The following is a 25704-nucleotide window of genomic DNA, read 5'->3' as shown; positions in this document are numbered from 1 at the left end:
ATCCCCACGATCGCTCATTCGTTCTCCTTTAACAAAATACCCACCAACCCCCCCCCCCCCCCCCCCCCCCCCCCCCCCCCCCCCCCCCCCCCCCCCCCCCCCCACCCCCACACCCCAGCCACCCACCGACCCGCACCCGGCACACCACCTCCCACCCCCTTGGGCAGGCCCGGCGCCCGCCGGAGGCACCCGCTTGAAGCCCGGCCCTCCTCGGACAGCAAGAGCAAGGCCGTCAAGTCCCCTCCGCGGCCCCCCTCTTGCCGCACCTCACAGCCGAGTCAGACTCCCCAGACGACCAGCACGCCGCCTGCCCACGCGACAACCTCACCACTGATCCCTCGGCAAAGCCGCACTCACCCGCACTCGGCCCCACCCGGGCCGAGGCCGGCAGAAGCAAAATCCACAGCCCTCACCCCTCAACCGCACGCCTCTCCCCCAACACCTCTCCCCCGCCCAAGCAACCCGCCATCCCATCGAAGCCGCATCACGATGCCCGCCGAACACAACAACACTGACTGCACCTGAAACTGACACCGTCACACAGCACAACGCCTCTCCCCGGCACCACCCCGCACAGAACAACCCCGCAGCAAACCCAGCCCGCGCAGGCGCAGCAGAACACGACCACGCAAGACGAACGCCAAGCGCTACGGACACTGCCCCTCAACCACACAACGAACCGACACCGTCGGCACCGCACACAGTGAGCACTCCGCCCTCAGACGGGCTGCGACCGGCTGCTCCACCAACTGAACCCCACCCCCAACCAACCCACACCACCACCCACGCTGCCCCGCAAGACGACCGCTCGCACACAGAACGGCAGTGCACTCCCCCCAACCCCGCCACCCCCTCCTCGGACAAGCCCCGACCGGACGGGCGGTGCGGAGCACCGCAACACCCCGCCGCGCAAGCGGCGAAACCAAGGCGAGCGCGGAGCGCACGCCACACCAAGGTGCGGCGCGGAGCGCCACACCCACCGCCGCGAAGCGGCGGAGCGACCCGCCTGCGGAGCAGGCCAAAGCCCAGCAAGCAACCCACCGCCCCGCTTCACCACGCACCCCCGCGCCCCGCGCAGCGGGGCGGCCTCCCTCCGGCACGCGGACCGCGTCAGCGGCCCGCCCAACACTCCCACCGAGGCCGCGCAGCGGCCTCGCCCCCCTTCCGGGCGCGCAGCGCCCAGCCCCGCGCAGCGGGGCGGCCCCCCTCCGGCACGCGGACCGTCAGGCCCGGGCGTGCCGTCCCGGGGCGGCCGTCAGGCCGGCTGCCGGAGCCAGCAGGCGCCAGGCCGCGCCCCGACCCCGGGGCCCCCGCCCGACTACACCCGCCCCCATCCCTCACTCACTCTCCAACACCAGCGCGCAAGAAGTGGCAGCTAAGGGGATGTCAGACCCCCGACCAAGCTCGAAAACCGTGGTTGACCTGAGGAAACGTTGTCCCTCCCTGAAGGGCTCGCGCAAGAGATGTTGCAAGGGATGGCGCAGGAGTAGCCGCAAGAGAAGGCGCAAGAGATGTTGCAGGATTCGGCGTTTCGGGAGCTTGCCCGCGATGCCGTCGTTCTTGGCCGTCATGATGAAGTCGGCGACGGCGAGGAAGTGGTCCGGGAACCGCAATCGACGTCGACTTCACCCCGCTGCGCGATGAGGATTCCGGTCCCCACGGTACGCGGCGTGCTGGGCTGCTGTGCAGGGGTCCGGCAAGGCGCCCGGCTACCTGCCGCTGGCCGGGTCAGTGGCCTGGGCTCGTGGCCTCGACAACAAGCGTGCCGACGTTGTCGGGGTCGGGGGCGTCGAGGATGCGGGCCTGGATCTGGCGGAAGCCGTGTTTGGTGAGGATGTCGGCCCATCCTTCGGGTTCGTAGGCCCATCGGTAGATCCAGGTGCGGCGGCCGGTGAATCCGGCGCCGTACATGCCCTGGATGCCGGTGGAGCCGGGGACCGCGGGGGCGTGGGAGAACACCAGTCGGCCGCCGGGCGCGAGCCGGTCGCGTACGAGGGGCAGCAGGGTTTCCGGGTCGGTGAACCACAGGGCGCCCCAGATCGAATAGATGGCGTCGTACGGCTCGCCGGGCTGGGCGAGGAAGTCGCAGACGTCTGCCTCGATGACCCGTGCGTCGGGGAGATCGCCCCAGCGTTCGCGGGCTTTGGCGCACTGGACGCCGGAGAGGTCGACGCCGTCGGCTGCACGTCGCGGGAGGCCAGGGCGGCTACCGCGTTGCCGCGGCCGAAGCCCAGTTCGAGCGCGCGGGCGGGGGTGCCGAGGAGCTCGGGGCCGGGCCCGTGCCCGGCGTACTGGGTCCAGCCGAACGCACCGGCCAATGCCTCCTCGCGCGTCTCGTCGGGGACGCCGTGGGCGTAGCGGTCCCAGTAGGCGGTGTGGTCGGTGATGGTGGGCATGGGGCGGCGGCCTCGTCGTGGGGCGGTCGGGGTCGGCCCACGCTACTGACTCGCTGCTCATGATCGCCGCTGGATGCAGCAGGTTCGCCCGGGGGTGTCGCTCCCCGGTCGGTGGTGACCGGTCCGGGCACGCTGCACGGGACGACGGCGGCTGGAAGGTGGCCGACTTCGAGCGGAAGGACGGCCCCCAGCCCACCGACGCGGCCGCCGAGTTCGACCAGGCCCCGCAGCTGTAGGCGGCCCTCGGAGAGAATCGGAACGGTCAGTAGCGACAACGGGCCCCACCCGGCGCCTGGTGGTCGGCAGCACTGCGGGCCCGTGGGAAACCGGGGGCGGCGCGAACACCATGGCGGGCAGAATTGGGTGATCAACCGTGCCCAACTGGGGGAACCCGTGCAGGAACTGCGCTTCGAGGACAACAACACCCGGTTCACGCTGGAAGTGGGCGAGCAGGTCTCGCTTCAACGCTCGATCGGCGGCCACGAACTGCACTTCCAGGCCGCGATCGGAGTGTCACCGCTCACCGAGGCCGGGAAGCTCCTGGCGCTGGAAGCGACCCTGTTCGGGTTCGCCGCTCCCCCGATCAACCGGGCACGCCTCGGCCGGACCACGGCGAACCTGGCCTACACCCAGGTCGTCACCGTCCATCGGCAGCCCCTGGTGTTCCCGCTGACGTCCTTGCAGCTCCACGCGATCGAGGCTGGCAGAACCGGCGACGTCAGGTTCGAGGTTGAGGTGGACGCGACTCTTCCGCAGGCGGTGGGCTACCCCGGCACCGCGAAGGCCACCGACTACATCACCATCCCGAAGAGCCGCTGGGAGGAGCAGCTCGCGCAGGTCTCCCCGTCCGCGGCGTTCGAGATGGCCGTCCCCTACCCGCTCCACGACTCCCGGCGTGCCGAGCCCGGCCAAGCGCTCCGCGAGGCCCAGCGGCTGATCACCACCAACCACGTCCGGGGCACGATCCTGGAAGTGCGGCGCGCGCTGGAGTGGATCCAGCAGAACGCAGGTTGGGACAATCCCGGCTCCAAGAAGCTCGCGAACCAGTGCACCCAGACCGAGCGCTGGTGGCGCATCCAGGACGCGCTGTACAGCCAGACCTCCGGCGCCATGCACAACGACGCGGTCACAAAGGACTTCGACTACAGCCGGGCGGAGGCCGAAACGCTGCTCGCGATGACCGCAGCGCTCCTGCGGAACGTCCCCGAGCAGCTCCCCGAGCCGGCCGACGACAGTGATCCGGAAGGCTCGTAGCCGTCGCTACTGGCCGTTCCGATCCGCACGCGAGATCGGATCAGGTGACCTGATCTTCCAGCTCACGGCGGACATGTCGAAGGCCCGCACCGATCGGTGCGGGCCTTCTTCATACGGGCGGGCAGAGGTCAGCCGCCCCGCGCGATCTGCTGCAGAAGGTCACGGTCGGCAATCTCGTACACCCGGTTCGTCCGTTCGCCCTTGCGGAAACGGAGTAGGGCACCTTCCCTGCGGAGCTCCCCCAGGGCCCTTTCAACGGTCGCGCGTCCGAGGGTGAGAGCCTCCGAGATGTCGTTCTGCGTCGGGCCCTCGACGATGGCGTTGCGCATCGGCTTCACGACGAGCTGCTTCTCCTCGTTCTCCACTGTCTTGGGCCGCATCACTGTGGTCTCGCCCGCCAGGTAGTCGAGAAGCGTGGCCACCCGGGACACCGGCGCCTTCCGGGTCACTGTGTAGAGCCGCTCGATGACGTTCGTCCTGTCCATCCCGATCCTGGAGATCATGAGCATCGTCATCGGATCGGACAGCGCCAAGGTGCGCAACTTGTCCCTGGGGATGAGCAGGCACCTGCTCTCGGAGAGGAAGTTCAGGTACCTGGTCTCGTTCGTCCTCGACGAGCCCGGGGAGAAGCCGTGGACGATCGGCTGCTCCCCGAAGACGGCACCGCTGCGCCACAGACGTACGGTCTGTGAATCGGTGGTCTCCTCCAGTGCGCACCCGTCGATGAGAAAGAGCACGTGTCCCGACGTCCTGCGGATAAGCGTGGACGTCCCACGGGGGTGTACGCGGTACCGAGCAACCGAGGCCAGCTCCAGCAGGCTGGAGACGGGCAGTACGTACCGGGCAAGGTCCGCCAACGCGGACCTGCCTGCCGCGCTCAGGTCCTGCACCTTCGTCTCGACGAGAGACTTCGGCATGCCCGCGAAGCCGGTGACGGCCTGGGCGTTGGCCGCCTGGAGGATACTGTCCACGGCCTTGAGATCGGCCTGCCTGCTGTAGGAGGCGATGGCGTTGGCCGTAGGGCTCAGGGAGATCTCCCGCGCGCCCATCACTTCACCCCGGTGTCAGTGGAGGGCGACGTGCTCGACTCTCCCGCCACGTCCGTGGGCGCCAGGGAGGGCGCGGTACTGGACTGGGCCGGCGCGGTCGGGGCCACCACCGTGGTGGCCCCCGGATCCTGAACGAGGATCTTGACGACGGGGACGAGCGCGGCCACCAGGGTCGCGAGTGCCACGATCACCGCGGCGATCCTCACGGGCTTGCTCTTGAGCAGCCAGATGGCCAGACATGCGGCGGTCAGTGTGATCCCGTAGATCAGCACCGCCGCCAGGAATTCCTGCGACAACGGCTTTCTCCCATAGGAGATGGGGGCCGAGCTTCGATCGTGCGACCGAAGCTCGACCGTCCGGCGGAATGGTCTCTCTCTGGTGTGCAGGCCGGTGTCGCGTGCGCCCTGGCGAGGAACTCACCACCGGTTATGCGCATGCTACGGCATGGCATCCGGGTGACCAATTGTCGGCTGTCCGTATATCCGCTCAGGAAGTGCCAGTTGAATGACAGTCAACTTTTACCCCGGCTACCTTCGTTGGCCAATGCCTGACGGATCGTCCGTCGCGATTCCCTGAACGAGTGCTTCCCCGGCGCCCCGCAGGGGCCTAGATACACGAAAGACCCCGCCCAGAGGGCGAGGCCTTCGCGATCTTCGGGCGTCCCCAAGGGAGCCACCCCCAGGGACACCTGATGCTGAGAGACCATTCCGAAGCCGTTCAGCACGCACTAGATAACCCCGTAGCGTACGCGAAAAACCCCTCAGTTGATTGATAGTAAGCGTGATGCGCTCCAGGACCCCTCACGTGATGGATTCCGTCGTGGTGTCGCCGTGTACGGAGTCCGGCTTGCCCGCTTGCAAATGCTAGGGCCATCGAAAGATCAATTTTTAAATGAAGTCATCTTTCGATCGATTGAGTTCACTCTCGATCGGCAACTTGACGTGATCAAGGATCAACTTGATCACTGAATCCGTGTGATCCTGCACGTCATTGGTGTGAAACCAGAGATGAGACAGCAGCGAGTAACTGGACAGCCCCGAACTATAGGATGCGGGCCGTCCGCAGGGCGGACTACTTCCCGTCCTGTATCCCCAGGGCGGACTACTTCCCGTCCTGTATCCCCTTCACGTCGCAGTGCACCGTGCCGCCGGTCACGCCGTAGCTGTTGCCTACGATAAGCGAGCCGCCGAAGGCGACGCCGGACTCCTCCGCTGCCTTCACTAGCGCGTCGGCGTCGCTGCTGTCGACCTGCTTGCCACCGAAGTTGAAGACCGCCGTGACTTCCTCCTGCGTAGTGATGGGTGGGTGGTGGTCGTTGTCGCCCATACGATGATCGCGTGACAGCCCGCCGCACCCTTGGCACCGGCCCCCAGGACGCGCACAGCATCCGCGCCGCCCAGGCCGACCTCCTCGACGCACTCCCCGGAGTCCGTCTCCCCGACCTTGACGAGCTGCGGGCCCGTGGAGTGCTCGGCGCCCACCCGGCGACGTCCCCGAGCGAGCGGCGGACCCTTGGAGCCGGCGGCCGCGCGATCGGCGATTCGCCCGACCTCTCAGCCTGACGCGTCCTCAGCACGCCGCGCACCTCTGGCCTCCGGTAGGCAGCGACTTACCGGGGGCCAGACCATGCGCTCCGGACCGGCGGCAGAGGCCGCCGCTTCACGGAATCCGAGGTCCCGAGCTTGTCGGAGCCGTCGGCCCTGGTGTCGGGCTGGGGCCCTGCGCCGTCTCGCCAGCGCCTCCTACGCCGAGGAGGAGGCGAGGACGGTGATGACGCCCACCGCCGTTCCGATGGCACCTACCAGGTCTCCCCGGGTCGGGGCGCCGGTATGGGTTCGAGCGGTGTGCCTGTAGACGGTGAGCCCGACGATGCAGCCGATGACGAGGATCATCACGGCTTGGGGGGCGATCTGTACGGTCACCGCCGGCCCGCCTCGCAGAAGTGCGGACAACTGATCTTTCCGTTCGCCGCGAGCCCGCGAGCAGTGCTGCGGAGCCGGCGGAGCCGGCCTTCGACCGCGCGATCGCTCATGCCGTCAGCAGAGCGCCGATTTCGCGCTGATTCAGCTCCGGGCGCCGCAGCATCAACGTGCAGATGGCAGCGGCCTCCGGGGTGGTCTCGCAGAGTATCCGCCGCAGCGTGTCGCGGGAGGTGATCGTCTCGGCGGGGTCGTCGAACAGGCTGAGCTGGCCGGGGAACACGGCGTCGACATTCGCGGAGTTGAGGAGTCCGGAAGCCATCAGCTTCACTTCTCGGCGCCGCTTCCGGGACCAGGTCTTGAAGATGTCTCCGAAGGCCATGACGCACCCGCCGCCCACGAAGAAGGTGAGCATGCTGGCGCCCTTGTCCGGGTCCCATTCGCCGCCGCGCAGCGAGCGCTCCACGAAGCGGGGGCTGCCGCCGTGATGCTGTCCACCGCCAGGACTTCGCACACCTCGGAGGTGCGGGCGAGGATGGACAGTTCGGCCTCGGAGGCGTCGAAGGCGACGTTGTGACGGTAACAGTGCTGGGCGATGGCGCCCGTGCGCATCCAGGCCGTCAGGGTTCCCTGACCGCAGCCGACGCCCTCGACGAGCCCACCACCACGGGGGGGCTCGCATGGTGTCCGACTCGACGACCAGGCCATCGAGCCGCAGCAGCCCGACGCCAGCAGCCAGGCGTACAGCTCCAGCCGGTCGGGCGCCGCGAGGTGCGCGCGGATCGACCGGGCAGGTGGTCCTTGGTCCCAGGCACCAAGCCGCGCCCACGGATTCAGCGGCCGGGAGTCGGCGGTGAGGCCGGTACGTACGGAGTCCCGCCCCCGGTCGGCGCCGGACCCGGAGGCTCCGTGTGGTCGCCGCCGAGGATGAGCACCAGCGCGGTCAGCACCGAGGTGGCGCAGACGATGGCGCCGACGATGGCGCCCTTGCCGGCCGGGGCCTGCTGGGTGTGCTTGTGAACGAAGTACCCCACGGCGAGCGCCACCACCAGGAGGACGCCGCCGACGGGGTCGATGTGCACGGTCAAAATCGGTCTCCCGCTCGCGGGCCGCGCTGCGGCCCTGGGTGAGGAGTCCGCGGTCGCGGGTCTCCAGCCCTTCGGCGGGGAAGCAGAGGGTACGACAGCAAAGAAGCCCAACTCATTTCGAGTTGGGCATCAGGTCCGCGTGCGTGGTGTCCCGGTGCCCCTGCCGAAGGACCCGGCGAGGCGCCGGGGTCGTTCGGGCAGACAGGTCCTCGGACTACTCCCATATGGGAGGTACACCGTTGCGGGACAGTTCCGGATTTTCACCGGATTCCCCTGCGACTGCTCGCCCGCAACTGTACTCCATGCCCGGTGCGGCACGCGGGACCACAACCCGCTCCTCCCCTCCCGCATGAGTCCCGGATAACGTCCTCGTCTCCGAATCCCAGAGTCATCGTGACGGGCACTCAGGAGGACAGCCGGGGCCCGCAACCGGGGTTTCCGGCGTCACAGTGTCAGCTGGACCAAGCTGGAGGCAGGATCAGCCCGACCGGCGGCGATCCTGATGGCACCAGGCCAGATGGCGCTTCGCCGGTCGCTCCGGAGAAGGAGACCTCGCCGCCGGAGAACGTCGCGTTGACGAAGGAGACCTCGCCGCCGGAGAAGGTGGCGTCGCCGAAGGACACACTGCCGGCGGAGAACGTCGCGTTGATGAAGAAGACCTCGCCGCCGGAGAACGTCGCGTGGTTGAAGAACACGTCGCCGCCGGAGAACGTCGCGTTGATCAAGGACACATCGGCGCCGGAGAACCTCGCGTTGACCAAGGTCACATGGCCGCTCGAGAAGCTCGCGCCGAAAGAGACCTCGCCGCCGGAGAACGTCGCGTCGTTGAAGGTCACGTTGCTGCCGGAGAAGGTGGCGTCGCCGAAGGACACGCTGCCGCCGGAGAAGGTGGCGCCCCCGAAGGACACTTCGCCGCGGCGGAACGTCGCGTCGCGGAAGGACACGCTGCCGCCGGAAAACGTCGCCCCTTGGAAGTCCATGTCGCTGCCGGAGAACTTCCCCCTGAAGAAGGACACCGAGCCGCTGGAGAACGTCGCGTCGCGGAAGGACACGCTGCCGCCGGAAAACTTCGCCCCTTGGAACTCCATGTCGCTGCCGGAGAACTTCGCCCCGTAGAAGGACACCGAGCCGCTGGAGAACGTCGCGTCGCGGAAGTTCCATTTGTTGCTGGAGAACGTCGCGTCGCGGAAGGACACGCTGCCGCCGGAAAACTTCGCCCCTTGGAAGTCCATGTCGCTGTCAATGGTGACGCCGGTGAGGTCGAGGTCGCAGCCCTGCCAGGAGCGGTGGGTTCCCCAGGGGCGTCGGTAGTGGTCGCCGATGAGGCGCAGGATGGTGTGCCGGACCTTGCGGAAGGCGAGGTAGCGGTGGTGTTCCTCTTGGTGGGCGGGGTCGGTGCCGGGGTCGGGGGTGAAGGGGAGCTGGAGGTAGGCGCACAAGACGTCGATGCAGGTCTGGCGCAGGTCGCGGGTGGGGGCGTCGTCGGCGAGGCCGGCCAGGGCGTGCACGCCGCCGAGGCAGACCGCGGCGGATTCGTCGCCGAGCTGGGAGACGGCGGTGGTGAAGCGTTCGGTGTGCAGGCGGGTGGCCTCGCGCAGGGCGCCGTCCTCATCGACGCGCTGGCGCCGGTAGGCCACCACCAGGGCGACCAGGGCGCCGGCCCCGGCGACCACGCCGAAGGACAGCTTCACCAGGTCGAAGAGCGTCGTGGAGTCGATGCGGTGCTCGGGCTTGAGCCCCCGGGCGCCGAGCAGGTCCCATCCGGTGTAGAACACCGTGGCGGCCACGATGATCGCGGTGGCGAAGGCCAGGACGAGAACGGCGCCGACCGGCCAGAGGCGCAGGCCGCGCCGCTCGGCCCGGCGCCGGGGCAGATGTGCTCTCACGCATCATCAAGACAATCCACGCCCCGCGCCGGTTGCGTCTTAACCTCTCCGCCTCATGCGCCCGCCGCGGGCACGCCCGCCGTGGACTCCGGATATGCACCCCATGTCCGGAGTCCAGAACAGGGCTTATCTACGGCATACGGGACGGATCATTACAGACAGTCGGGTAACAGTCGTACCGGTCGCCACCACCCCGGCGGCACCGGTCCGGCCCGAGGCATACGACACCGCGACCCGGGCCGCCCTGGAGCACATCGACGGACAGGCCGTGCGCGCGGTCGCGGACGGCCGCCCGGAGCGGACCCGCAAGGGCTACGCCCAGGACTGGGCGAGCTGGAGCAAGTTCTGCGCCGACAGCGGCGTACCGCTGCTCGCCGTCACCTCCGGCACCCTGGTGATGTTCGTCGAGTGGCTGTGGACCCAGCCCGGCTGGAAGAAGGGCACCTGCACCGCCCCGTCCACCATCGACCGCCGCATCTCCGGCACCGTCGTCTCCGCCCGCACCGAGCACGGCGTGAAGCTGGAGGAGGGCGTCGCCCGCCTCGCCCGCAACCGGCTGAAGCAGTTGGTCAAGGAGATGGAGGCCAACGGTGAGACACGCGGCCGCGGCCAGGCCGCGCCGCTGCTCGTCGACCACCTCGCGGCGATCCGCGCCGCCTGCCCGGACAACCTCCGCGGCATCCGCGACCGCGCCCTGGTCCTCATGCACTTCGCGGTCGCCGGCCGCGAGCACGAGCTCGCCCACAACCGCGTCCGTGACTACGCCGACGGCACCGGCGGACTCGTCGCCGACATGCGCGTCTCCAAGATCCGGCCGAGGGTCGTGCCCGTACCATACGGCTCCCGCCCCTCCATCTGCCCGGTCCGCGCCTGGACCGCATGGAAGGAAGCCGCCGCACTGACCGACCCGGACGACTACGCGTGGCGCCGCCTGCACTCCCGCTGGCACACCCTCATGGAGGGCGGACTACAGCCCGAGTCCATCGGCGACGTCATCACCCGCGCCGGCGAACGCGCCGGAATCGAGATCCGGTTCACCGGACACTCGCCCCGCCGCGGACTGGCCACCTCTTCCCGCCTCAAGGGCCACGACCAGATCGTCATCGCCAAGCAGGGCGGATGGGCCCCGCGCTCCAAGGTGCTCGCCGGATACCTCGAAGTCGTCGACCAGTCGGAGGACAACGCCCTGATCGGCGTGCTGTAGACGGGGTTGCGGAACACCCGCCCGCGCGCCCCCATGTACGGAGCGGCCAAGGTCATTGGCCTGCAGAGGAAACAACGGCTTCTTCGCGGAACGTCGAGGACGTCACTGTCGCCTTCGTCTTCTCCAAGGAGGGCAAGTCCACCACCAGGCGGAACGAGAGCCCGGCAGGAAGTGGCACCTGGTCGGCAAGGAGACAGGTAGATGTCCGGCCACTTTCAATGCGCCACGACGAAGCGGCGAGCAGGTCGTGATCGATGCCAAGCGCGGCAAGCTCTTCGCGAAGCTGATCAAGAACATCTGGTGCGGGTCTCGAGGCCGGTGGCGCCGACTACGAGACGATCATGTACGAGGGTTACGGCCCGAACGGTGTCGCGGTGCTCATCGAGTGCCTCACCGACAACCGCAACCGCGCCGCCTCGGACGTCCGCGTCGCCATGACGCGCAACGGCGGCAACATGGCCGACCCGGGCTCCGTGTCGTACCTCTTCAACCGCAAGGGCGTCGTGATCGTCCCCAAGGGCGAGCTGACCGAGGACGACGTCCTGGGTGCCGTGCTCGACGCGGGTGCCGAGGAGGTCAACGACCTCGGTGAGTCCTTCGAGGTCATCTCCGAGGCCACCGACCTGGTCGCGGTGCGCACCGCGCTCCAGGAGGCCGGAATCGACTACGACTCCGCCGACGCCAACTTCGTCCCGACCATGCAGGTCGAGCTGGACGAGGAGGGCGCCCGGAAGATCTGTTCCCTGGAACCGATGGTCGAGGTCATCGGCTCGACGATGAACCCCAAGAAGGCGCTCTACCTGCGAAGGAGACGGAGCGTCACTCCGACAAGGTGCTCGTCCAGATCGACGGCGTCAGCGATGGGGAAGGCGAAGGTTGACACCCTCCACGCCGGCGGCAAGTTCGACAACTCGATGGAGCGCACCATCGTCCGTTGTGTCGAGGGGCACGTATTCAGCACTGTCTCGATGACCTTCCTCATCAACGACTCCGTGGAGGAGGTCGTTGAGTATCAGGTAGATGGAGAGCTTGTTGGACGACAAGGACAACACCTTCTAGAAGGTCTTCCTGGCGTCTAAGGGCAAGGTCGTCAGAGGCTCGACAGAGGTCGCCGATAAGGGCTCCCGCCTGCGAAGAAGACGATTCGTCAGCCAGCAGCGGCGCGAACGTGGTGGGCGCACAAGAGCAGTTCTCCGCTCAAGGCCGACACGGACCGTACCTACTTCGTGTGGTGACTTCCGTCACGCCCCGGAAGGTGCGAGGCCGCCCCAGATGTCATCCCGACGAACGACCGGCACAGCTCTGAGCTGCACGAATGCCCATCGGCAGCGCTCGGGACGGAGCACGACAACCACGCTACACAACCATCGGAAAGACGTTCCCCCCGCTCAGTTCCTGACGGACCGTCAGGCACCCGACCGTACTCCCGCGTACCCCCTGGTTGTCAGCGTGCTGAGTAGGGTTTTCCTCACCGAAATCCCTTCGGCATGACGGAGGGGTCCCATTCGCGCTCCGGCCGAGTGGAGGTCCCTCTCGTTGCGTCGAGCGACCCGTCCTGCTGTGAGGAGACCTGACCGAGTGACGCCCCTCGACCGAGCACTGCGCACCCCCAGCTGTCTGCCGGGGGGTGCATCCAGCACGGGTGGCGTTACAACCGTCAACTCCGCACTGCGTACTCTTCTGCTCTGACCAACAGCACGGTGAAACAAGGACATTGGGGCCGAGATTGAAGCTAGCCCCGGTTGCCTGAGTCTCACCACCCGCGCCAACGGGACGTTGTGGGTCACCACGTAGTCCGATGCCCGCCCTCGACACCTGGAGGCAAAAAACGACCCCCCGCGCCAACGGGGGGCCGCTCACGTAGTCCGACAGTCCGCCACCCGACTCGTGCTCCTGCCAGAAGCCGACATCAAGATTGGATCGAAGCCATCAGCGCTGGAACCGAGACTAAGGGGCTGTGCGCCCTGAAGTCACACAGGGGGACCCCATTTTGCCCTTTCCCCTGCACGATGCCCTCTGCCAAGCCGCCCTTCGGCGGTGCCCGATGACGCTGATGCTCATCGTCGGCCTCGCGCTCGGCGGAGCCGCGGTCTACGCGGCCTACCGAGACCAGAAGCTGGGGGCGGCCATAGTGGTCGGCCTCACCGTGGTGACCGTCTTCTTCCTCCTCATGGACAGGGACCCGTCCGCCGCCATGCCGCAGACAGTGGCCCCGTCGGCACCCACGTCGACACCCATGCCGACGCCGGCGACGCCCTCGCAGTCGGGACCGCCCACTTCGTAGGAGACCCGCACCGAGCAGGGTGTGACCAACGGCCATGTCGGTCACACCCTGCTCGGTGCGGACGCCGACCATCACGGCCGCGGTCTCCTATCTCTGGCCCACGGTGCAAAGTAGCCGCGGGCCAGAGATAGGAGACCGGGGCCGAGCACGTACGTGATCGGTGTGCTGTAGGACTGCCTCATGGACGCAGGATGGGCGGCGGTCATCGCAGGGGCATCGGGAGCGGGCGGAGCCGCGCTGGCCGCGTGGGCGACTGGACGGGCCATGGTCCGCCAGGTCCACGTGCAAGCAGAGCAGGGGTTCGACCAGTGGCTCAGGGAGCGCCGGCAGGAGGCGTATGCGGCACTGCTCAGTGCGGGTGACGCCGTGTACGACGCGCTGAACACCGTCATCGGCCACACCGTCACCCAGCCGCAGCCCGAAGAGCAGCGCGCGGCCTGGCGCGCCGTGAACGCCGCACTGAGGGAAGTCGACCGGACGGACCGGACGGTCTGGGTCGTGGGGCCGCCGCGCGTCGCCAGGGCGGGACTTGCGATGCGCCATACCCTGTCCGCCCTTGTCGACGTCTGGCGTGATCCAGCGAACTCGGCAGCCGACCAGCGTGCCATCTCCCACGCGGCCGCCAAGGACCGGTGGGGGGAGGCGGCAGCGCACTTCCTGGAGCAGGTGGAGCAGGTCGTGCAGACCTTCGAGGGTGGCCAGCCGGGCTAGCCGCGCTTGCCTCGGGCCTGTTCGACGATCTCCAGGCAGGTCGAGCACAGCGGGCCGCCCGATCCTTTGCCGTAGCGGTGGCATCCGGAGACCGTCCGCCGGATGCTCGCCAACTCGTCCGATCATCCGGTGATGCCTGACAGGTCGCTGTCCAAGAACCGATCGGTTGTTGGGCAACGGCGCCTCGACGTCGACACGCCGGGCCGGAAGTGGCTTCCAGCGTCCAACAAGGGTGTTCAACAACGGAGGGCGTCCAGGAAGTACGTGCCGGAACTGGCGGCTGGTCGGGACTCCCTGGTGACCGGTGACGCGCCCGCCGCTCTGCCTGCTCCGCGCTGACTGTTAGGTCCGAGAACACGGGAGCCCCGGCATCCTGATGCCGGGGCTCCCGTGTGTGCCGTTCCAGTTGCAGCCGGTTCGGCGATCAGGTTCGTGTCTGTGAGCAGTGGTTGTGCAGCCCGTGCTTCGAGACGTTTTCCGCGTGTGGAATGAACCTGTTGGAGCTTCGCAAGGCGAGGCGTACGCCTGCAACAAGAATCGGGTTGCGACTGAATCAATTCTCCTTACCACGGGGCACTGACAATTGACGGAACTCGTTCCGCCGCAGGTCAGGGCCTTTCGGAACGACTCTTTCCGGAAGGCGTCACTTCTGTCACTAGGCGTACGGGGATGCCCGTGCATCAACGGTTGTGGCGGTACCCAGATCTAGTGCCACCATGCTCCAGCCGGGTGATTGCAGTCGCCCAGCAGTGTTGTGCAGCCCGTCCGTGACGCCAGAGGTTTCTCCTCTGGCGCCCCAACTCCCAAGGGAGATCGAGAAATGAAGAAGCGTCAGCGTCACGCGTGTGCGCAGAGGCCGACCGCGCCGGAACGGCTCAATGGGCCGGAGGCCGCCGTCGTCATCATCGTGATAACCCTGTGTGCGGTACTCGTGTATGCGGGGATGCCCGTCACCGCGATCATGGAAATCCTGGCCAGCGGTGGTCTGATCGGGATTCACGTGGCCCGCCGCGCTCCCCTTGCCCCCGGTATGTGAGGGGGCGGCGCTTGTGGGACGCCCGGAGAAGCCGATCACTACCCCTAACCGGAGCCTGGGGCGACTCGCCGTCTGGCTGCGGATCCATCACAGCAAGGCGGGTCTGTCGTACCGGCAGCTGGCCGAGCGGACGGTCTACAGCTCGACGACCTTGTCCCGCGCGACAACCGGGGAGAAGATCCCCAGACTGCCCGTGGTGGAGGCTTTCACGCGCGCGTGCGGGGGCAACGTCGCCCACGCGCGGCAGCTATGGCGGGAAGCCCGGTGGGAGGAGCACCGTACGAGCGAGGTGGTCCGCACCATTCCGCCGAAGCCGAGCGCGGTCAAAGATCCTGCAGACATGATCGCGGCACTGCAATACCTGTACTACAGAAGTGGCGCCATGCCGATCGAGGAAATCGAGCGGCGAGCCGGAGGGGACGGCCTACTTCCCCACACCACCCTGCACCGCATGGTTCTCGGGGAGACCATGCTGCAGCTCGAACAGCTCGTAGCTTTCCTCAACGTCTGCGACGTGCCCGAGGGTGACCGTGGTGCATGGCTCAAGGCGTGGACACGAGCGTGGAGGCGCCGGGAGTCGGAGAAGGAGATGCGGGTTCCCGCCCATCGCGCCGCTCCCGACGACTTGCCCATCTACGATCCCCGTCGCATTGAGGAAGCCCTCAACCCTCCCCTCCTTGAGCAACTCCTTGAGCCGGTTCGTTCCCTCAAGAAGGAGGTGTCTGGGCTGTGGCGCGGGAGGGATCGCGGCGAAATCGAATTCGAGGCGGCCAGCTGAGCGTCCTATCGACCCGTCTGGACTCCGGATATCGAGCTTATCCGGAGTCCAGTCCGGGAGCCCCGGTGTGGCTGCGGGTGGAGGTGCAGCCACCGGGGGCTCCGCGTCGCTCGCGCCCACGAGGGAGAGCGTCGAGCGAGTCTGTGCGTGCCATCCCAACGGCACTGCCGGGACGAGGCCTACGTCATCGCGAGCACCAGCACGGAGACGAGCGAGCCGGCGACGAGTACCAGGACCACGGTCTCGACGACCTCGGTCCTGCAGAATCTCACGGGGTCACCGTCAACTCGGCCCATACGCGCTTGCCCCATGGCTGCGAGCCGGCGCCCATGAAGTCGTAGCCCCACCGGTCGGCAACCGCGTCCACGAGGAATAGGCCCCGGCCCTGCACGGCGTCATGGTCGGTCGCACGCATCTGTGGCAGTTGGTGGGGCGCGCGGTCGACCACGGCCAGGTAGATCCGGTTGTCCGCCGGGCGGTTCACCGTGACGCGGATCTTGGGGCCGCGCGCGTGGCGGGCCGCGTTCGCGACGAGTTCGGACATGATCAGTGCCGCCGTCTCCGCGTCGTCGTCCAGGCCCCACGCAGCCAGTGCCACGCGGGTCAGACGCCGGGCTTCCTCCGCTGCCTCCAGGACACGGTTTTGCGTCAGCGTGTAGCCGGGGTGCCCGGTGCTGCGGGGTTGCGCTGCGGACGTGCGGGTCATGATCGACGCTCGTCGAGGTCCCCGACGGCCCGTTCGTTCAGCGGGCCGGGATGCAGGTAGAGGGTGAGCAGTGCTCGGCACTGCGTCGCGAGATTCCAGATGCGGGACGTCTCTTCCTGCGGCGAGGCGCCGGGCCCGTCCTCAAGCAGGTGACGTGTGCGGGTGATGACGTGCAGGGCGGTGCTCTGTTGCGCGCCTCGCATGCGGGGCACGTACTCGGAGACCTCCGGCAATAGGAGCTGGACGTGCCCGACTAAGAGGTCCCCGAGCTGTTCCTGTTCATCGCCCGGGGCGCCCGTCCATAGGACGGCCTCGTACGTCTGGCGGATCGTATCGGCGTCGACTTCAGCCGGACCGTCGGAGCACGCCGCTCTGCAGGGTGCTGTGCTCGCACGGATCATCGCCGTACCGCTGCTCGAAGCGTTCGCCACGGCGGCCTCCCTGATCAGGTGTTACGTCACGGTCCACGCAATCAGCAGCGGTGCAGCAGGCGCGACGCCAGCGCGATGCAAGAACGATGTAAGTCGGCCCCGGCGGGGTGAACTGTGGCCAAGACCAGGGCAGGAGAAGAGTGGGGGCGGTACGGTCGCCGCACCCGTCATCGTGGATGCCGCCCGGAGCCGGAATGGCTGACCGCCGCCCGAACCCCAACGCCCCGCTACGTGCCGTACGCGAGGGCGAGTTCCAGATGTCGCGGCACGAGTTCGCGCGGTTCATCATCGCGACCGGCGAGGAGATGGGCGAGTCGGTCGGCTGCACCGCGCGCCTGATCGCCGCATGGGAGGACGGGGAGGTCCAGCTGCCCCGCGGGGTCTATCGGCGCATCCTCACCAAGCTGACCGGACGCACCATGGCCCAACTCGGCTTCCGGACCAGCCTCCCGACAGCATCGGCTGCACCGGCCGCCGCGGTGAGCGGGCCGGAACCGCGGGAGGAACCGGTGGACCGTCGCGCCTTCCTGGTCGACGGCGCGGGCGCCGCCGTGACCCTGCTCCCCCGCCGGTCCTCACGGGACCAGGCCCCGGGCCGGATCGGCGCCACCAACGTGCGCGCCGTCCACCGGGCCGTCAGCACGATCTACGCGCACGACCACGACCACGGCTCCGCTGCACTGCGCCAGAGGGCGTCCGAGGCCCTCCACACCGCGTACGGCTGGCTGCAGGAGGGACGCCTTACCGACCGGACGGAGCGCCAGCTGCGCTCAGCCACCGGGCACCTGGGCATCGCGGCCGGGTGGCTCTCGTACGACTCCGGCCGCGCCGCCGACGCCCGGTCCCTGTACAACGAAGCCCTTGCCGCCGCCAGGGTGGCCGATGACCGCGGACTCGAAGCACACGCGTTCGGTTGCCTGTCCTTACTGGCCAAGGCATCCGGCCGCCCCCGCGAGGCGATCGCCGCAGCCCAGGGTGCACAGAGCGCGGTCCGCACCTACGGCTCGCCAAGGATGCTCTCCCTCTTCGCGATGCGCGAGGCCGGCGGCTGGGCCCTGATGGGCGATGCCGGCGCCACCGACCAGGCGATCGTCCGCGCCCACCACCTCTACGTCAAGGGCCCGGCGGAGGCGGACCCGGACTGGCTGGAGTTCTTCAGCCCCGGCGAACTCGCCGGACTCGAAGCCCTCGCTCGCGCCGACCTTGCCCAGCACGAACGCGCCGCCGCAGGCGCCGAGCAGGCCGTCCTGCTCCACGGCGATCAGTTCGCCCGCAACCGTGCCTTGTACCAGGCCGACGTTGCCGTCCAACATGCGGTGAGGGAACGCCCGGAGCCGGAAGCCGCGGCCGAGGCCGCCGGGCGCGCCCTCACGTACCTACCCGAGGTGCGCTCCGACCGTCTGCTGCAGCAGCTGCACAACGTCGGGAGCGCGCTCCAGCGGCACGCCGCGGTCCCCGCGGTCGCCGACTGGCTGGAGGAGTACCGCACCATCGCCGGCGTCAGCTAGGAGGAGACGGTGACCACCCCGAGCACCCGCACCGATGTGGCAGTCCGCGCCTACGGGCCAGGCGAGGTCCCACCGCTGATGGACGTCGTCGCCGACATCTGGGCAGACTCCCACCCCGAGTTGGTTGCCAACCCCGGTGCCGAGGCGATGGGCCTGTCCGTGCCCGCGCTCCACCGCCAGATCAACGGCCACCTCAAGTACCCCGGGTTCACCCTGGTCGTCGCCTACGCCGACGGCAACGCCGTGGGCTTCGGCTACGCCTTCCCCTGCTCCTCGAAGTATTGGTTCGGCCCGGGGCTGGTCGACCAGGTCCCCGAAGCGGCCCGGACCGAGCGCCTGATGGGGCTGTGCGAGCTGGCGGTCCGCCCACCGTGGCAGTCACGGGGCATTGGCTCCCGACTTCACGCCGAACTGATCAAGGCCATTGCCCCACAGTGGTCATCGCTGCTCGCACTTCCTTCCAACCGACACGGCCAGGACCTCTACGCCCGACTCGGCTACGAGTACGCCGGTCCGTATCGCAACGAGCCCGGTGGGCCGGAGTTCGACCTGCTGCTCCTTCGTGTCGTCGAAAGCGCAGCCTGACGCTGCCCTGCCTGCCGACGGAACGCCGAGTCGGCTCCTGGGCCGGCATGTGGGACCGGGCTCCGAGTTGCGAGGACTCGTGTCCCCCGCAGGTGCAATGATTTTGGGGCCGATCCGTCATCCCCATCCTGCCGCTGCCGTTCGGAACCCCGTCCATCGCCACCAATCCGAACGCCGCTGTGCGGGAGGTGGGAGCCGGCCCGGACCGAGGAGGAACTCCTGGACACGGGGCGAGCCCTCGGCCTCGCACCTCCCCGCCTGGACGAGCTCGGCTTCGCGCACACCAAGTGGAGGAACCTGCGTTCGAGCCGGGCAACGCCAGTGGAAGCACCTCCTGGAGACCCTGCCCGAGCGGTACGCGTACGCCGAAGCCCAGGAGGAGCAGCTGCGCGAGATGCTCGGCGACGTCAGCATCCTCCGTGACCGCCGCGGCGGCGGCAGCCGGCCGTTCCCGCTGAGCCGTCCTGCGCGCAGGGTAGGCGGCAACCACCAGGACGCCCCGGGCAGTTGTCCGGGGCGTCCCGCGTTCTGGCTCAACTCCCGTACAGCCAGCTGTCGTAGGCGGCGTTGTCGACCAGGTGGTAGAGCCCGAGGGCACCGGGGAAGAACACCAGGGCGAGGACGCCCGACCGTACGAGTACCGGCGCCATGATCATGACGCCGCCTGTCTGGCCGGTGATCGTGCGCCAGTCGCGCCAGCGCCTGATGTCACCCGCGCAGGCCGTCCAGAAGAAGCCCCCGATCACGATCCCCGTCCCCGCGAGCACCGCGGCGAACCCTGCCACCACGGCGAGGAAGGTTTCGCGGTCCTGATGGCCGGCGACGAACGGCGTGCCGGCACAGAGCAGGGCGACGGCGGCAATCCCCTGGACCGCACCTCGCACCACCACGTCCTTCAAGCGCAGCCGCGGCAGACGTACACCGTCCTCGTCCGTGGCCCCTGGAGAGGCAGGCTCTGCTTCGGTGCGCCTCGTGCCCGTCATGCAGGGCACGCTATCCGAGCGCAGGGCGTCCTCACCGGGCCGGAGTCCCTACTCCTCGCGGGTCACGCGGGCATGGTCAGTGACGACACGACGGAAGAGATCATGACCGGTGCGCCCGGTATGGCGCAGACACCAGTCCTGAGCCGCTTCCTGCTCTTCCAGAGGGCCGGATCCCTCGCCACAGTCCGCCGTGACGCAGGACGCTTCGAACGTGGCTCCGCTGCCGGGCTCATGCCGGATGCTGTGGCGCACGTAGCGCAGGACCGCGCGGCTCATCCGAACGCCTCAGCGGGCAGCATGGGGCTATCGTCGGTGCCGCCCTGGGGCAGGGCCAAGGGCAGCGCGTTGAGCAGCTTCACCGCTGAGTCGAGCGGGAGCGCTCCGACTTCCACATACGCGCGGCCCTTGCCGGTTACCAGGGCCCGAACGCGTCCGGCTGCCTCTTCGGGGATTCCGGCGCGTGTGAGGGCTGCACGCAAGAGAGCTGCGGTGTGCTCGGCCTCAGCGCGAGAGCTCTTGTACTGCTCCATGGGGATCACGAGCGGCGCCCCTTGTGCGGGTGGCTGCCGATCTCCACATTGCAGTCAGAGACCTTGGACCCGTCGCCCTTGACCCGTGCCGCGCTGCGCTCTCTGTCCAGCGCAGCGCACACATCGCAGTCGGCAACCGGAGGAGGATCGGCGTCGAGCGTCAGCGGCAGTTCAACAGGCGGACTGGGATAGGTCGTTGGGTGAGTCATGGGGCCGTCCCCTCGCGGGCGTCGTCCTGATGACGACAAAGCTAGGAATGGCGGAGAGCCGGCCTCAATGAACTTGCACGAGCTTGCGCACCGTCACCCGAGAGAGTCGATTGCCGACGTGATCAGGGCGCGTGCGGCGCCCCCGTAGACAGCCAGGTCGGCCAAGTCGGCGAAGGTTTGGGCGTACATGCCGACCTCGTGCGGCTGAGTGATCGTCAGAAAGGCAGACACCAACTCGACATTGACATGGGCGTCATCGAAGATCCAGAAATCTTCAACAGGCCACAGCGCCGTGCGGTCCGCGCTGAGGGGGATCACGCCAAGGCTGACGTTCGGCAACGTGGCCAGCGAGAGCAGATGGCCGAGCTGACCGGCCATGGTCGCAGCGCCGCCGATCCGGTGCCGTAGCGCGCTCTCCTCCAGGATCACAGCGAAACGGCGGGGCCCCTCGTGCAAGATCCGCTGCTTGTCCACGCGGACCTGAACGGCTTCCTCCAGGTCGTCAGGCAGCGCGCGCCTGTCGCGAATCGCTGTGAGTAGAGCCTCGATGTAGGCATGGGTCTGGAGCGGCCCGGGGATGAGCCACGACGAGTAGGCACGGAAATGCCTCGTTCGCTCCCACAGCGGGATGACCGACTCTTGCGCACGGCGCAGCCCGGACCGCTCCATGCGCCGCCACTCGACGTAGGCGCCCTCGATGTTGCGCGCCGTGGCGATCAGGTCGGCCGTCTGGTCCGCCATGCCGCAGTGCAGCGTGTACACGCGTAGGTCGTCGTCCGACGGCGCTGTACGGCCGTTCTCGATGCGGCTGCACTTGCTTTCATGCCAGCCGGCCCGGGAGGCGAGCTCCCGCGCTGTCAGTCCGGAGTCCTTCCGGATCTCACGCAGGCGCTTACCGAGAGCCTCTCGGGCTTGCTGGACGCTGGACGATGAAGTCACGTTCGACTGCTCTGTCAGACCGGCCGGTACTCCTCGTGGGGAGTCGCGCGCTCCCACACGGCAGCGAACGCGGACGCGCACAGCTCCACCACCGCGGGGTCAGTGACCAGCTCCTCGCCGGTCATCGTCCCGTCACCAGCGAAGTGGTTGAACAGGACCGACGTGCCGTCGAACAGCCAGAAATCATTACCAGGCAACGCCAGCCCCGAGGCTTGCCGACGAGGCAGCCAGCGCACGAGCTCACCGGCCTTGACGTTGTGCCCGCTGGTCAGCTCGTACTCATACCGCACGTACGGCGAGACCGGCTCGGAGACGACGCGCGCACGGCGCACGGCCACGCCACGGGCCACCGAGGCGGAGACGAGCTCGATCCACCAGGGCCAGCGCTCCGCAGGATCAAAGCGGCTGCCCGCAGCCCACTCCCGGTAGTCGTCATCGAGCCCGTATGCGTCCCTCATCTCCAGGTGATACGCGCTGTGTTGAACGGAGCGGAACAGATCCTCAAACGTCGGCTCCGTCGCCACCGCTCACCTCCGGGAAGAACTGCACCATGCGCCTCGGGAACTCGATCACCGTTTCATGATCCGGGACGTCCATCTGCGCCAGGCGCTCAGCGTCCGTGACGCGCCATCCTTGCAGGATGTAGTTCCCGGTCTTGTCGTCCAGGTACACAGTCGGAGAGCCGTTGTTCGGGCTCTCCGGGTCCTTGCCCAGCCGGTGCAACGCCATGGTGTCCTCCGGTGCCCTCGGTGACGATCGACATGACCGAGCTTGCGCCGGGTCACCCCCGCGCGCCAGCAACTTGCACGAACTTGCACGCACTCCAGAGCGACGAAAGCCTCCATTTGTCACGCCAGTTGGGGGGGTGAGGCGGGGGCTTGCATCAGGTTGTGGAGCGGCAGGCTCGGCACGTCGAGCGACGACCACCAGGACGACGACGATCGCGCACGAACCCTGAGCGAGGACGGGTGATTATGGGTGGCGGGTGAACGGGGGCAGCAGGCCGTCGCCTGGCCAGAGGGCCTGCTCGGCCACGAGACAGGCGAGGAACATGTCGATCTCGGCCAGGACGGCGGCGCGCTCCGTCGGCCCGTAAGCGATGAACTGGTCGGCCGCCGCGTCGTAGGAGCGCACGTGGCTGTGCGGGCCGCTACAGATGAGGGCCCGCGCGATCTCGGGCAGGCCGAGGCTCAGGGCATCGCACTCTCCTTCGCGGACGAGCTGCAGCAGGTCGGCGGTGACGCCTTCCCAGTCGCCGACCGTCGGCCAGGCGGCGCCGCCGTCCAGTTCGTGGGTGAGGGTGGCCAGCGGGATGATCTCTCCCGGCTGGCGCCCTTGGGTGAGGCGGTCGTGGATCTGGGCGCCGTCGGGCTGCCGTACCCGCGGGTGGAGCAGAGAGGCAGCGGCCACCAGGGTGGTATTGAACTCCTGGGCTCCGGGGCCGGGGTAGTAGGGCTCGTGAGCGTAGAGCAGGTATACGTCCGCGGTGCGAACGTGGTCGGGTTCGGGCTGGGCCATGGGGTGGTGTCCCTTCATCGGTGAAGTGCGGCGCGTGTGCTGAGGCGTTGGCCGTCTCGTCTGCTCGGAGCCGGGTGGGTACGGGCCCAACGGCCGCTCTCGCCTGCGGGGCTGGCTCGTATCGGCTGGGCTGTCCTCGGTGTGGGTGCGCTTCAGGGTCTGGGCGACCTGGTCGGCGAGCTGGACCATCAGCCGCTCGCGGGCGATGAGTTCGGCCGAGGCCGAGCGGGTGTTCTGGGTCTGGAGCAGGCCGGCGGCGTCCCACAGCATGTGCCGGCTCATTTCGGCCGAGCGGCGCAGCTCGTAGCGGTCGCTGCCAGCGGCGGCCTGGACGAGGTAGGTGTGCAGGGCGGCGAGGCGCTGCATGTACCGGCAGGCGCCGCTGCCTTCGACGCTGCGGACGTGCTCGCGGGCCCGGGCATCCAGTCGAGCCGGCAGCTGCTCGGCGAGCAGCGGCGCGAGCACCATCGCCGGCAACGCGACGTCAATGGGGACGCCACGCCCCATGGCGAACAGGCCGGCGACCAGGGCGATGAGCGCGACGGCAGCGGCGGAGACTTTCAGGGATCCGGGAATCGTGGGAGCCAGGGCGATGCGCTGGGCTGGACGCCTGGTCAGCCAGCGAAGGGCCAGGCGCTGCATACACGTCGCGTCAGGTGTGAGCACTCCAATCTGATGAGGGGTTTCAGGGAGAGTGCCGTCACTGGGGACGGTCCAGGCGAGCCAGCCCCACCGGGTGCGTTCGTACACCAGCACGGGCTGGCACTCGGCTGAGCACGCGGTGTCGCGGACGTGGCCGGTCCGCAGGGCACGTGATCGTTCCGCCTCCCACCGGCGCGGATCGAGGGTGAAGGGACGTTGGTGCTGCGAGGGTGCGGTCGGCGGTGCTGCGTGGAGCGTGTCGGTCATGAGCTGCTTCCTTCCAGTTGGGTCAGGGCGGAGGCGCACGTCGTGCAGCGGCCGTCGCTGTCGGGGTGGGCGCGCCGGGGGGTCGGCCCCGGGCAGGTGCGGCACAGCGGCCAGCCGAGGCAGGCCGGGCAGAGGTCTTCGCCGGGGGCGGTTGCGGGAACGCCGCAGCCGGCGCATTCGACGAGGGCCCGGTAGGTCAGGGCCTCGCTCACGGTGCGGGCGGCAGCCATCGTCGACCGCTCGAGGAGCTCATCCGCCGGCGGGGCGTCGTGATGGCCCGCCGCGATGGAAGGGGGCGGGTAGGCCTGGGCAGCTCGCAGACGGGCGGCGATGATCGCCCCGACCGAGGTACGCACTGGGTGCGGCAAGGGGCGGTCGGTGATGATGTGCCGGAGCTGCTCGCTGCTGAAGCCGGCGTCCATCATCACGGTCACTACTCGGCCCTGATCGGTCAGCGGCTTCCCGGTCAGCAGCAGTTCAGGACGGCTCGCCCCGATCTCGAGCAGCAGACGGATACCCGGATGCAGCTCGTCTGCCGGTGACGGGGCCATTGAGGGCGCTGTCGGTTCCGGCTGGTCCGTCGTTCCAGGCGTCCGCGCGGCTGTGCCGCGGTCGCACGGACGGAGGGGTCTGGTCTTCTGTTTGTTGGTCTTCTTTCTGTTCGTGTTCTTAGTGGGCCGATGAGCCGACGTCGGGTTATCCACCGGTGGAAAACCCGACTCTGGTTGCGACCTGTGGTTTTGCAGGCTGGGCAGGTCGGTGATGCAGTACGCGGTCGCGCCGAGGGTGCCGCCGGGATCGCGCTCGCGCTCCTGGGCCAGGAAGCCGTGCTTCTCCAGTTCCTTCAGCCCGCTCTTCACGGCTGCCTCGCCGTCGCGGCCTCGGCGGGCGATATCAGCGACGGTCATCCGCCAGCCGTCCCGGTGAGTGCTGAGCAGTCCGAACAGGCCCTTGGCTTTGAAGGACAACCTGGTGTCGCGGAACAGGCCGTTGGCGATCTGAGTGAACTGATCGGCCGCCATCGCGCCACGGCGGATCCCCGCCCCGAAGCCGCTGTCGTGCCCGGCCTCGGGGGCCGTGATCACCGGGTCGGCTTCGATCAGCGCGAAGTCCAGGGTGGCCGGGCGGTCGGTGATGCAATAGACGATCTCGCCGAGGGTGCCGTCCGGGCGGCGCAGGCGTTCACGGATCAGGTAACCGTCCGTTTCCAGCTCCTTCAGGCCGGCGCGCACCGCTTCGCGTCCGTCGGGGCCCAAGCGGACCAGGTCGGCGATCGTCACCTGCCAGCCGTCCCGGTGCGTACTGATGTGCCCGAAGATCCCCTTCGCCTTGTAGGACAAGTTGGTGTCGCGGAACAGGCCGTTGGCGATCTGGGTGAACTGATCGGCCGCCATCGCGCCACGGCGGATCCCCGCTCCGAAGCCGCTCATCGCGCTGCCTTCGACGCAGGCCGCGCCCGGTAGCCAAGGCAGCGCGCCGCGCCCACCGGGGTGGGGCGTCCGGTGGGCCCGGGTGCGGGGGCGTGCGTGTGTGCCATGCCGTCAGCTCACCCGCCGGCCCCGACCAGGCTGACGGCCACCAGCCCCGACCATCGGTCACAGTCCGGCAACGTGCCCGTCTAGCTGCCGTGGTTGGGCTCATGGTCGGGCCCACCACGTGTCTCAGCCCTGGCGTGCATGTGGTGCGCAGCCCGCTGCGCAGCCTCGGACGGGCGGTGCGCAATCGGGCTGCGCAACCGGTCGAGGTTCGTGCGCAGTCGGGTTGCGGGGAGCGGATGCGCA

Annotated in this window: 29 protein-coding genes, 2 pseudogenes and 1 riboswitch; of the genes and pseudogenes, 11 read left to right on the top strand and 20 right to left on the bottom strand. The window is 68.6% G+C overall.

The genetic code is table 11. The features are described from left to right. Window positions 1–1728: 1728 nt before the first annotated feature. Window positions 1729–1959: a hypothetical protein gene (locus ACIBK0_RS44125; RefSeq protein ID WP_399093597.1), complete on the bottom strand. Its 231-nt coding sequence runs from the start codon at window positions 1957–1959 to the stop codon at window positions 1729–1731. A 54-nt stretch (window positions 1960–2013) separates the two neighbouring features. After that, window positions 2014–2457 (bottom strand): annotated as a pseudogene (locus ACIBK0_RS44120) (hypothetical protein); the annotation flags it as partial. On the opposite strand from ACIBK0_RS44120, the gene ACIBK0_RS44115 reads away from it, so the two are divergent. Together ACIBK0_RS44115 and ACIBK0_RS44110 are read left to right on the top strand one after the other, a co-directional pair. Next, window positions 2456–2632: a hypothetical protein gene (locus tag ACIBK0_RS44115; RefSeq protein ID WP_399093595.1), complete on the top strand. Its 177-nt coding sequence runs from the start codon at window positions 2456–2458 to the stop codon at window positions 2630–2632. The pseudogene ACIBK0_RS44120 and the gene ACIBK0_RS44115 sit on opposite strands and share 2 nt — an antisense overlap. A 127-nt stretch (window positions 2633–2759) precedes the next feature. After that, on the top strand, window positions 2760–3650 hold the full coding sequence (locus ACIBK0_RS44110; RefSeq protein ID WP_399093592.1) for a hypothetical protein: 891 nt from the start codon (window positions 2760–2762) through the stop codon (window positions 3648–3650). A gap of 128 nt (window positions 3651–3778) precedes the next feature. Here the strand turns inward: ACIBK0_RS44110 and ACIBK0_RS44105 are convergent, their stop codons facing one another. From ACIBK0_RS44105 to ACIBK0_RS44095, 3 genes are all read right to left on the bottom strand, one after another. Further along, window positions 3779–4699, bottom strand: a complete 921-nt coding sequence (locus ACIBK0_RS44105; RefSeq protein ID WP_399093589.1) for a Crp/Fnr family transcriptional regulator — start codon at window positions 4697–4699, stop codon at window positions 3779–3781. Beyond that, window positions 4699–4995, bottom strand: a complete 297-nt coding sequence (locus tag ACIBK0_RS44100) for a hypothetical protein (protein WP_399093586.1) — start codon at window positions 4993–4995, stop codon at window positions 4699–4701. The genes ACIBK0_RS44105 and ACIBK0_RS44100 overlap by 1 nt, the downstream gene beginning before the upstream one ends. 805 nt (window positions 4996–5800) lie before the next feature. Further along, complete coding sequence (locus ACIBK0_RS44095) at window positions 5801–6025, bottom strand: hypothetical protein (protein ID WP_399093583.1); 225 nt, start codon at window positions 6023–6025, stop codon at window positions 5801–5803. A gap of 11 nt (window positions 6026–6036) precedes the next feature. Here ACIBK0_RS44095 and ACIBK0_RS44090 point away from each other — a divergent pair, with 11 nt between their 5' ends. Next, complete coding sequence (locus ACIBK0_RS44090) at window positions 6037–6261, top strand: hypothetical protein (protein ID WP_399093580.1); 225 nt, start codon at window positions 6037–6039, stop codon at window positions 6259–6261. Between the two features lie 180 nt (window positions 6262–6441). Here ACIBK0_RS44090 and ACIBK0_RS44085 read toward each other — a convergent pair whose 3' ends face one another. The 4 genes from ACIBK0_RS44085 to ACIBK0_RS44070 form a co-directional block, all read right to left on the bottom strand. Then, window positions 6442–6621, bottom strand: a complete 180-nt coding sequence (locus ACIBK0_RS44085; RefSeq protein WP_399093577.1) for a hypothetical protein — start codon at window positions 6619–6621, stop codon at window positions 6442–6444. A gap of 106 nt (window positions 6622–6727) precedes the next feature. Further along, window positions 6728–7132, bottom strand: a complete 405-nt coding sequence (locus ACIBK0_RS44080) for a hypothetical protein (RefSeq protein ID WP_399093574.1) — start codon at window positions 7130–7132, stop codon at window positions 6728–6730. A gap of 319 nt (window positions 7133–7451) precedes the next feature. Continuing rightward, complete coding sequence (locus ACIBK0_RS44075) at window positions 7452–7706, bottom strand: hypothetical protein (protein ID WP_399093571.1); 255 nt, start codon at window positions 7704–7706, stop codon at window positions 7452–7454. Between the two features lie 182 nt (window positions 7707–7888). Further along, window positions 7889–8018: riboswitch (cobalamin riboswitch) on the bottom strand. A gap of 140 nt (window positions 8019–8158) precedes the next feature. After that, on the bottom strand, window positions 8159–9592 hold the full coding sequence (locus tag ACIBK0_RS44070; protein WP_399093568.1) for a pentapeptide repeat-containing protein: 1434 nt from the start codon (window positions 9590–9592) through the stop codon (window positions 8159–8161). Window positions 9593–9695: 103 nt separating this feature from the next. On the opposite strand from ACIBK0_RS44070, the gene ACIBK0_RS44065 reads away from it, so the two are divergent. The 6 genes and pseudogenes from ACIBK0_RS44065 to ACIBK0_RS44040 all read left to right on the top strand — a co-directional run bounded on the left by ACIBK0_RS44065 (window position 9696) and on the right by ACIBK0_RS44040 (window position 15605). Continuing rightward, the gene (locus ACIBK0_RS44065) at window positions 9696–10796 is read left to right on the top strand and encodes an integrase (protein WP_399093565.1); all 1101 of its coding nucleotides are present in this window, start codon (window positions 9696–9698) and stop codon (window positions 10794–10796) included. 201 nt (window positions 10797–10997) lie between these two features. Next, window positions 10998–11557: pseudogene (locus ACIBK0_RS44060) on the top strand (YebC/PmpR family DNA-binding transcriptional regulator); the annotation flags it as partial. A 1283-nt stretch (window positions 11558–12840) separates the two neighbouring features. Continuing rightward, entirely contained in the window at window positions 12841–13080 is a 240-nt protein-coding gene (locus ACIBK0_RS44055) for a hypothetical protein (protein ID WP_399093562.1), read from the top strand. Window positions 13081–13260: 180 nt separating this feature from the next. Beyond that, on the top strand, window positions 13261–13791 hold the full coding sequence (locus ACIBK0_RS44050) for a hypothetical protein (protein ID WP_399093559.1): 531 nt from the start codon (window positions 13261–13263) through the stop codon (window positions 13789–13791). 820 nt (window positions 13792–14611) lie between these two features. Beyond that, the gene (locus ACIBK0_RS44045) at window positions 14612–14827 is read left to right on the top strand and encodes a hypothetical protein (protein ID WP_399093556.1); all 216 of its coding nucleotides are present in this window, start codon (window positions 14612–14614) and stop codon (window positions 14825–14827) included. A gap of 13 nt (window positions 14828–14840) precedes the next feature. Then, a complete protein-coding gene (locus ACIBK0_RS44040; protein ID WP_399093553.1) occupies window positions 14841–15605 on the top strand; it encodes a helix-turn-helix domain-containing protein in 765 nt (254 codons plus the stop codon). Window positions 15606–15873: 268 nt separating this feature from the next. Here ACIBK0_RS44040 and ACIBK0_RS44035 read toward each other — a convergent pair whose 3' ends face one another. Continuing rightward, complete coding sequence (locus ACIBK0_RS44035; protein ID WP_399093550.1) at window positions 15874–16311, bottom strand: ATP-binding protein; 438 nt, start codon at window positions 16309–16311, stop codon at window positions 15874–15876. Further along, window positions 16308–16742, bottom strand: coding sequence for a DUF6415 family natural product biosynthesis protein (locus tag ACIBK0_RS44030; protein ID WP_399093547.1), 435 nt, complete (start codon window positions 16740–16742; stop codon window positions 16308–16310). The genes ACIBK0_RS44035 and ACIBK0_RS44030 overlap by 4 nt, the downstream gene beginning before the upstream one ends. A gap of 194 nt (window positions 16743–16936) precedes the next feature. Here ACIBK0_RS44030 and ACIBK0_RS44025 point away from each other — a divergent pair, with 194 nt between their 5' ends. Beyond that, window positions 16937–18250, top strand: a complete 1314-nt coding sequence (locus ACIBK0_RS44025) for a hypothetical protein (protein ID WP_399093544.1) — start codon at window positions 16937–16939, stop codon at window positions 18248–18250. Between the two features lie 9 nt (window positions 18251–18259). Then, a complete protein-coding gene (locus ACIBK0_RS44020) occupies window positions 18260–18835 on the top strand; it encodes a GNAT family N-acetyltransferase (protein ID WP_399093541.1) in 576 nt (191 codons plus the stop codon). 533 nt (window positions 18836–19368) lie between these two features. Here the strand turns inward: ACIBK0_RS44020 and ACIBK0_RS44015 are convergent. The 9 genes from ACIBK0_RS44015 to ACIBK0_RS43975 form a co-directional block, all read right to left on the bottom strand. Next, window positions 19369–19818 (bottom strand): DUF6336 family protein, encoded by a 450-nt coding sequence (locus ACIBK0_RS44015; protein ID WP_399093538.1) that lies wholly within the window; start codon window positions 19816–19818, stop codon window positions 19369–19371. Between the two features lie 48 nt (window positions 19819–19866). Further along, window positions 19867–20094, bottom strand: a complete 228-nt coding sequence (locus ACIBK0_RS44010) for a hypothetical protein (RefSeq protein ID WP_399093535.1) — start codon at window positions 20092–20094, stop codon at window positions 19867–19869. Beyond that, on the bottom strand, window positions 20091–20357 hold the full coding sequence (locus ACIBK0_RS44005) for a hypothetical protein (protein ID WP_399093532.1): 267 nt from the start codon (window positions 20355–20357) through the stop codon (window positions 20091–20093). The genes ACIBK0_RS44010 and ACIBK0_RS44005 overlap by 4 nt, the downstream gene beginning before the upstream one ends. Further along, window positions 20354–20557, bottom strand: a complete 204-nt coding sequence (locus tag ACIBK0_RS44000) for a hypothetical protein (protein WP_399093529.1) — start codon at window positions 20555–20557, stop codon at window positions 20354–20356. The genes ACIBK0_RS44005 and ACIBK0_RS44000 overlap by 4 nt, the downstream gene beginning before the upstream one ends. 93 nt (window positions 20558–20650) lie before the next feature. Next, complete coding sequence (locus ACIBK0_RS43995) at window positions 20651–21496, bottom strand: helix-turn-helix domain-containing protein (protein ID WP_399093526.1); 846 nt, start codon at window positions 21494–21496, stop codon at window positions 20651–20653. 14 nt (window positions 21497–21510) lie between these two features. Beyond that, window positions 21511–21954, bottom strand: coding sequence for a DUF6879 family protein (locus ACIBK0_RS43990; protein WP_399093523.1), 444 nt, complete (start codon window positions 21952–21954; stop codon window positions 21511–21513). 43 nt (window positions 21955–21997) lie between these two features. Then, window positions 21998–22225 (bottom strand): hypothetical protein, encoded by a 228-nt coding sequence (locus tag ACIBK0_RS43985; RefSeq protein WP_399093520.1) that lies wholly within the window; start codon window positions 22223–22225, stop codon window positions 21998–22000. A 243-nt stretch (window positions 22226–22468) separates the two neighbouring features. Continuing rightward, on the bottom strand, window positions 22469–23923 hold the full coding sequence (locus tag ACIBK0_RS43980; protein ID WP_399093517.1) for a hypothetical protein: 1455 nt from the start codon (window positions 23921–23923) through the stop codon (window positions 22469–22471). After that, window positions 23920–25353 (bottom strand): hypothetical protein, encoded by a 1434-nt coding sequence (locus tag ACIBK0_RS43975; RefSeq protein ID WP_399093514.1) that lies wholly within the window; start codon window positions 25351–25353, stop codon window positions 23920–23922. Before ACIBK0_RS43975 ends, ACIBK0_RS43980 begins: the two co-directional genes overlap by 4 nt. Between the last annotated feature and the right edge of the window lie 351 nt (window positions 25354–25704).

It is taken from the genome of Streptomyces sp. NPDC050564, assembly GCF_044457265.1.
Classification (GTDB): Bacteria; Actinomycetota; Actinomycetes; order Streptomycetales; family Streptomycetaceae; genus Streptomyces.
The sequence above is the reverse complement of the archived record's forward strand: the minus strand, read 5'-3'. Positions and strand labels throughout refer to the sequence as shown.

Bases quoted from the DNA above. Each gene is read 5' to 3' on its own strand.
- ACIBK0_RS44115 (WP_399093595.1), top strand. From the start codon at position 2,456: ATGATCGCCGCTGGATGCAGCAGGTTCGCCCGGGGGTGTCGCTCCCCG.
- ACIBK0_RS44105 (WP_399093589.1), bottom strand. From the start codon at position 4,699: ATGGGCGCGCGGGAGATCTCCCTGAGCCCTACGGCCAACGCCATCGCC.
- ACIBK0_RS44095 (WP_399093583.1), bottom strand. From the start codon at position 6,025: ATGGGCGACAACGACCACCACCCACCCATCACTACGCAGGAGGAAGTC.
- ACIBK0_RS44065 (WP_399093565.1), top strand. From the start codon at position 9,696: ATGTCCGGAGTCCAGAACAGGGCTTATCTACGGCATACGGGACGGATC.
- ACIBK0_RS44055 (WP_399093562.1), top strand. From the start codon at position 12,841: ATGACGCTGATGCTCATCGTCGGCCTCGCGCTCGGCGGAGCCGCGGTC.
- ACIBK0_RS44050 (WP_399093559.1), top strand. From the start codon at position 13,261: ATGGACGCAGGATGGGCGGCGGTCATCGCAGGGGCATCGGGAGCGGGC.
- ACIBK0_RS44045 (WP_399093556.1), top strand. From the start codon at position 14,612: ATGAAGAAGCGTCAGCGTCACGCGTGTGCGCAGAGGCCGACCGCGCCG.
- ACIBK0_RS44035 (WP_399093550.1), bottom strand. From the start codon at position 16,311: ATGACCCGCACGTCCGCAGCGCAACCCCGCAGCACCGGGCACCCCGGC.
- ACIBK0_RS44025 (WP_399093544.1), top strand. From the start codon at position 16,937: ATGGCTGACCGCCGCCCGAACCCCAACGCCCCGCTACGTGCCGTACGC.
- ACIBK0_RS44015 (WP_399093538.1), bottom strand. From the start codon at position 19,818: ATGACGGGCACGAGGCGCACCGAAGCAGAGCCTGCCTCTCCAGGGGCC.
- ACIBK0_RS44010 (WP_399093535.1), bottom strand. From the start codon at position 20,094: ATGAGCCGCGCGGTCCTGCGCTACGTGCGCCACAGCATCCGGCATGAG.
- ACIBK0_RS44000 (WP_399093529.1), bottom strand. From the start codon at position 20,557: ATGACTCACCCAACGACCTATCCCAGTCCGCCTGTTGAACTGCCGCTG.
- ACIBK0_RS43990 (WP_399093523.1), bottom strand. From the start codon at position 21,954: ATGAGGGACGCATACGGGCTCGATGACGACTACCGGGAGTGGGCTGCG.
- ACIBK0_RS43985 (WP_399093520.1), bottom strand. From the start codon at position 22,225: ATGGCGTTGCACCGGCTGGGCAAGGACCCGGAGAGCCCGAACAACGGC.
- ACIBK0_RS43980 (WP_399093517.1), bottom strand. From the start codon at position 23,923: ATGACCGACACGCTCCACGCAGCACCGCCGACCGCACCCTCGCAGCAC.
- ACIBK0_RS43975 (WP_399093514.1), bottom strand. From the start codon at position 25,353: ATGAGCGGCTTCGGAGCGGGGATCCGCCGTGGCGCGATGGCGGCCGAT.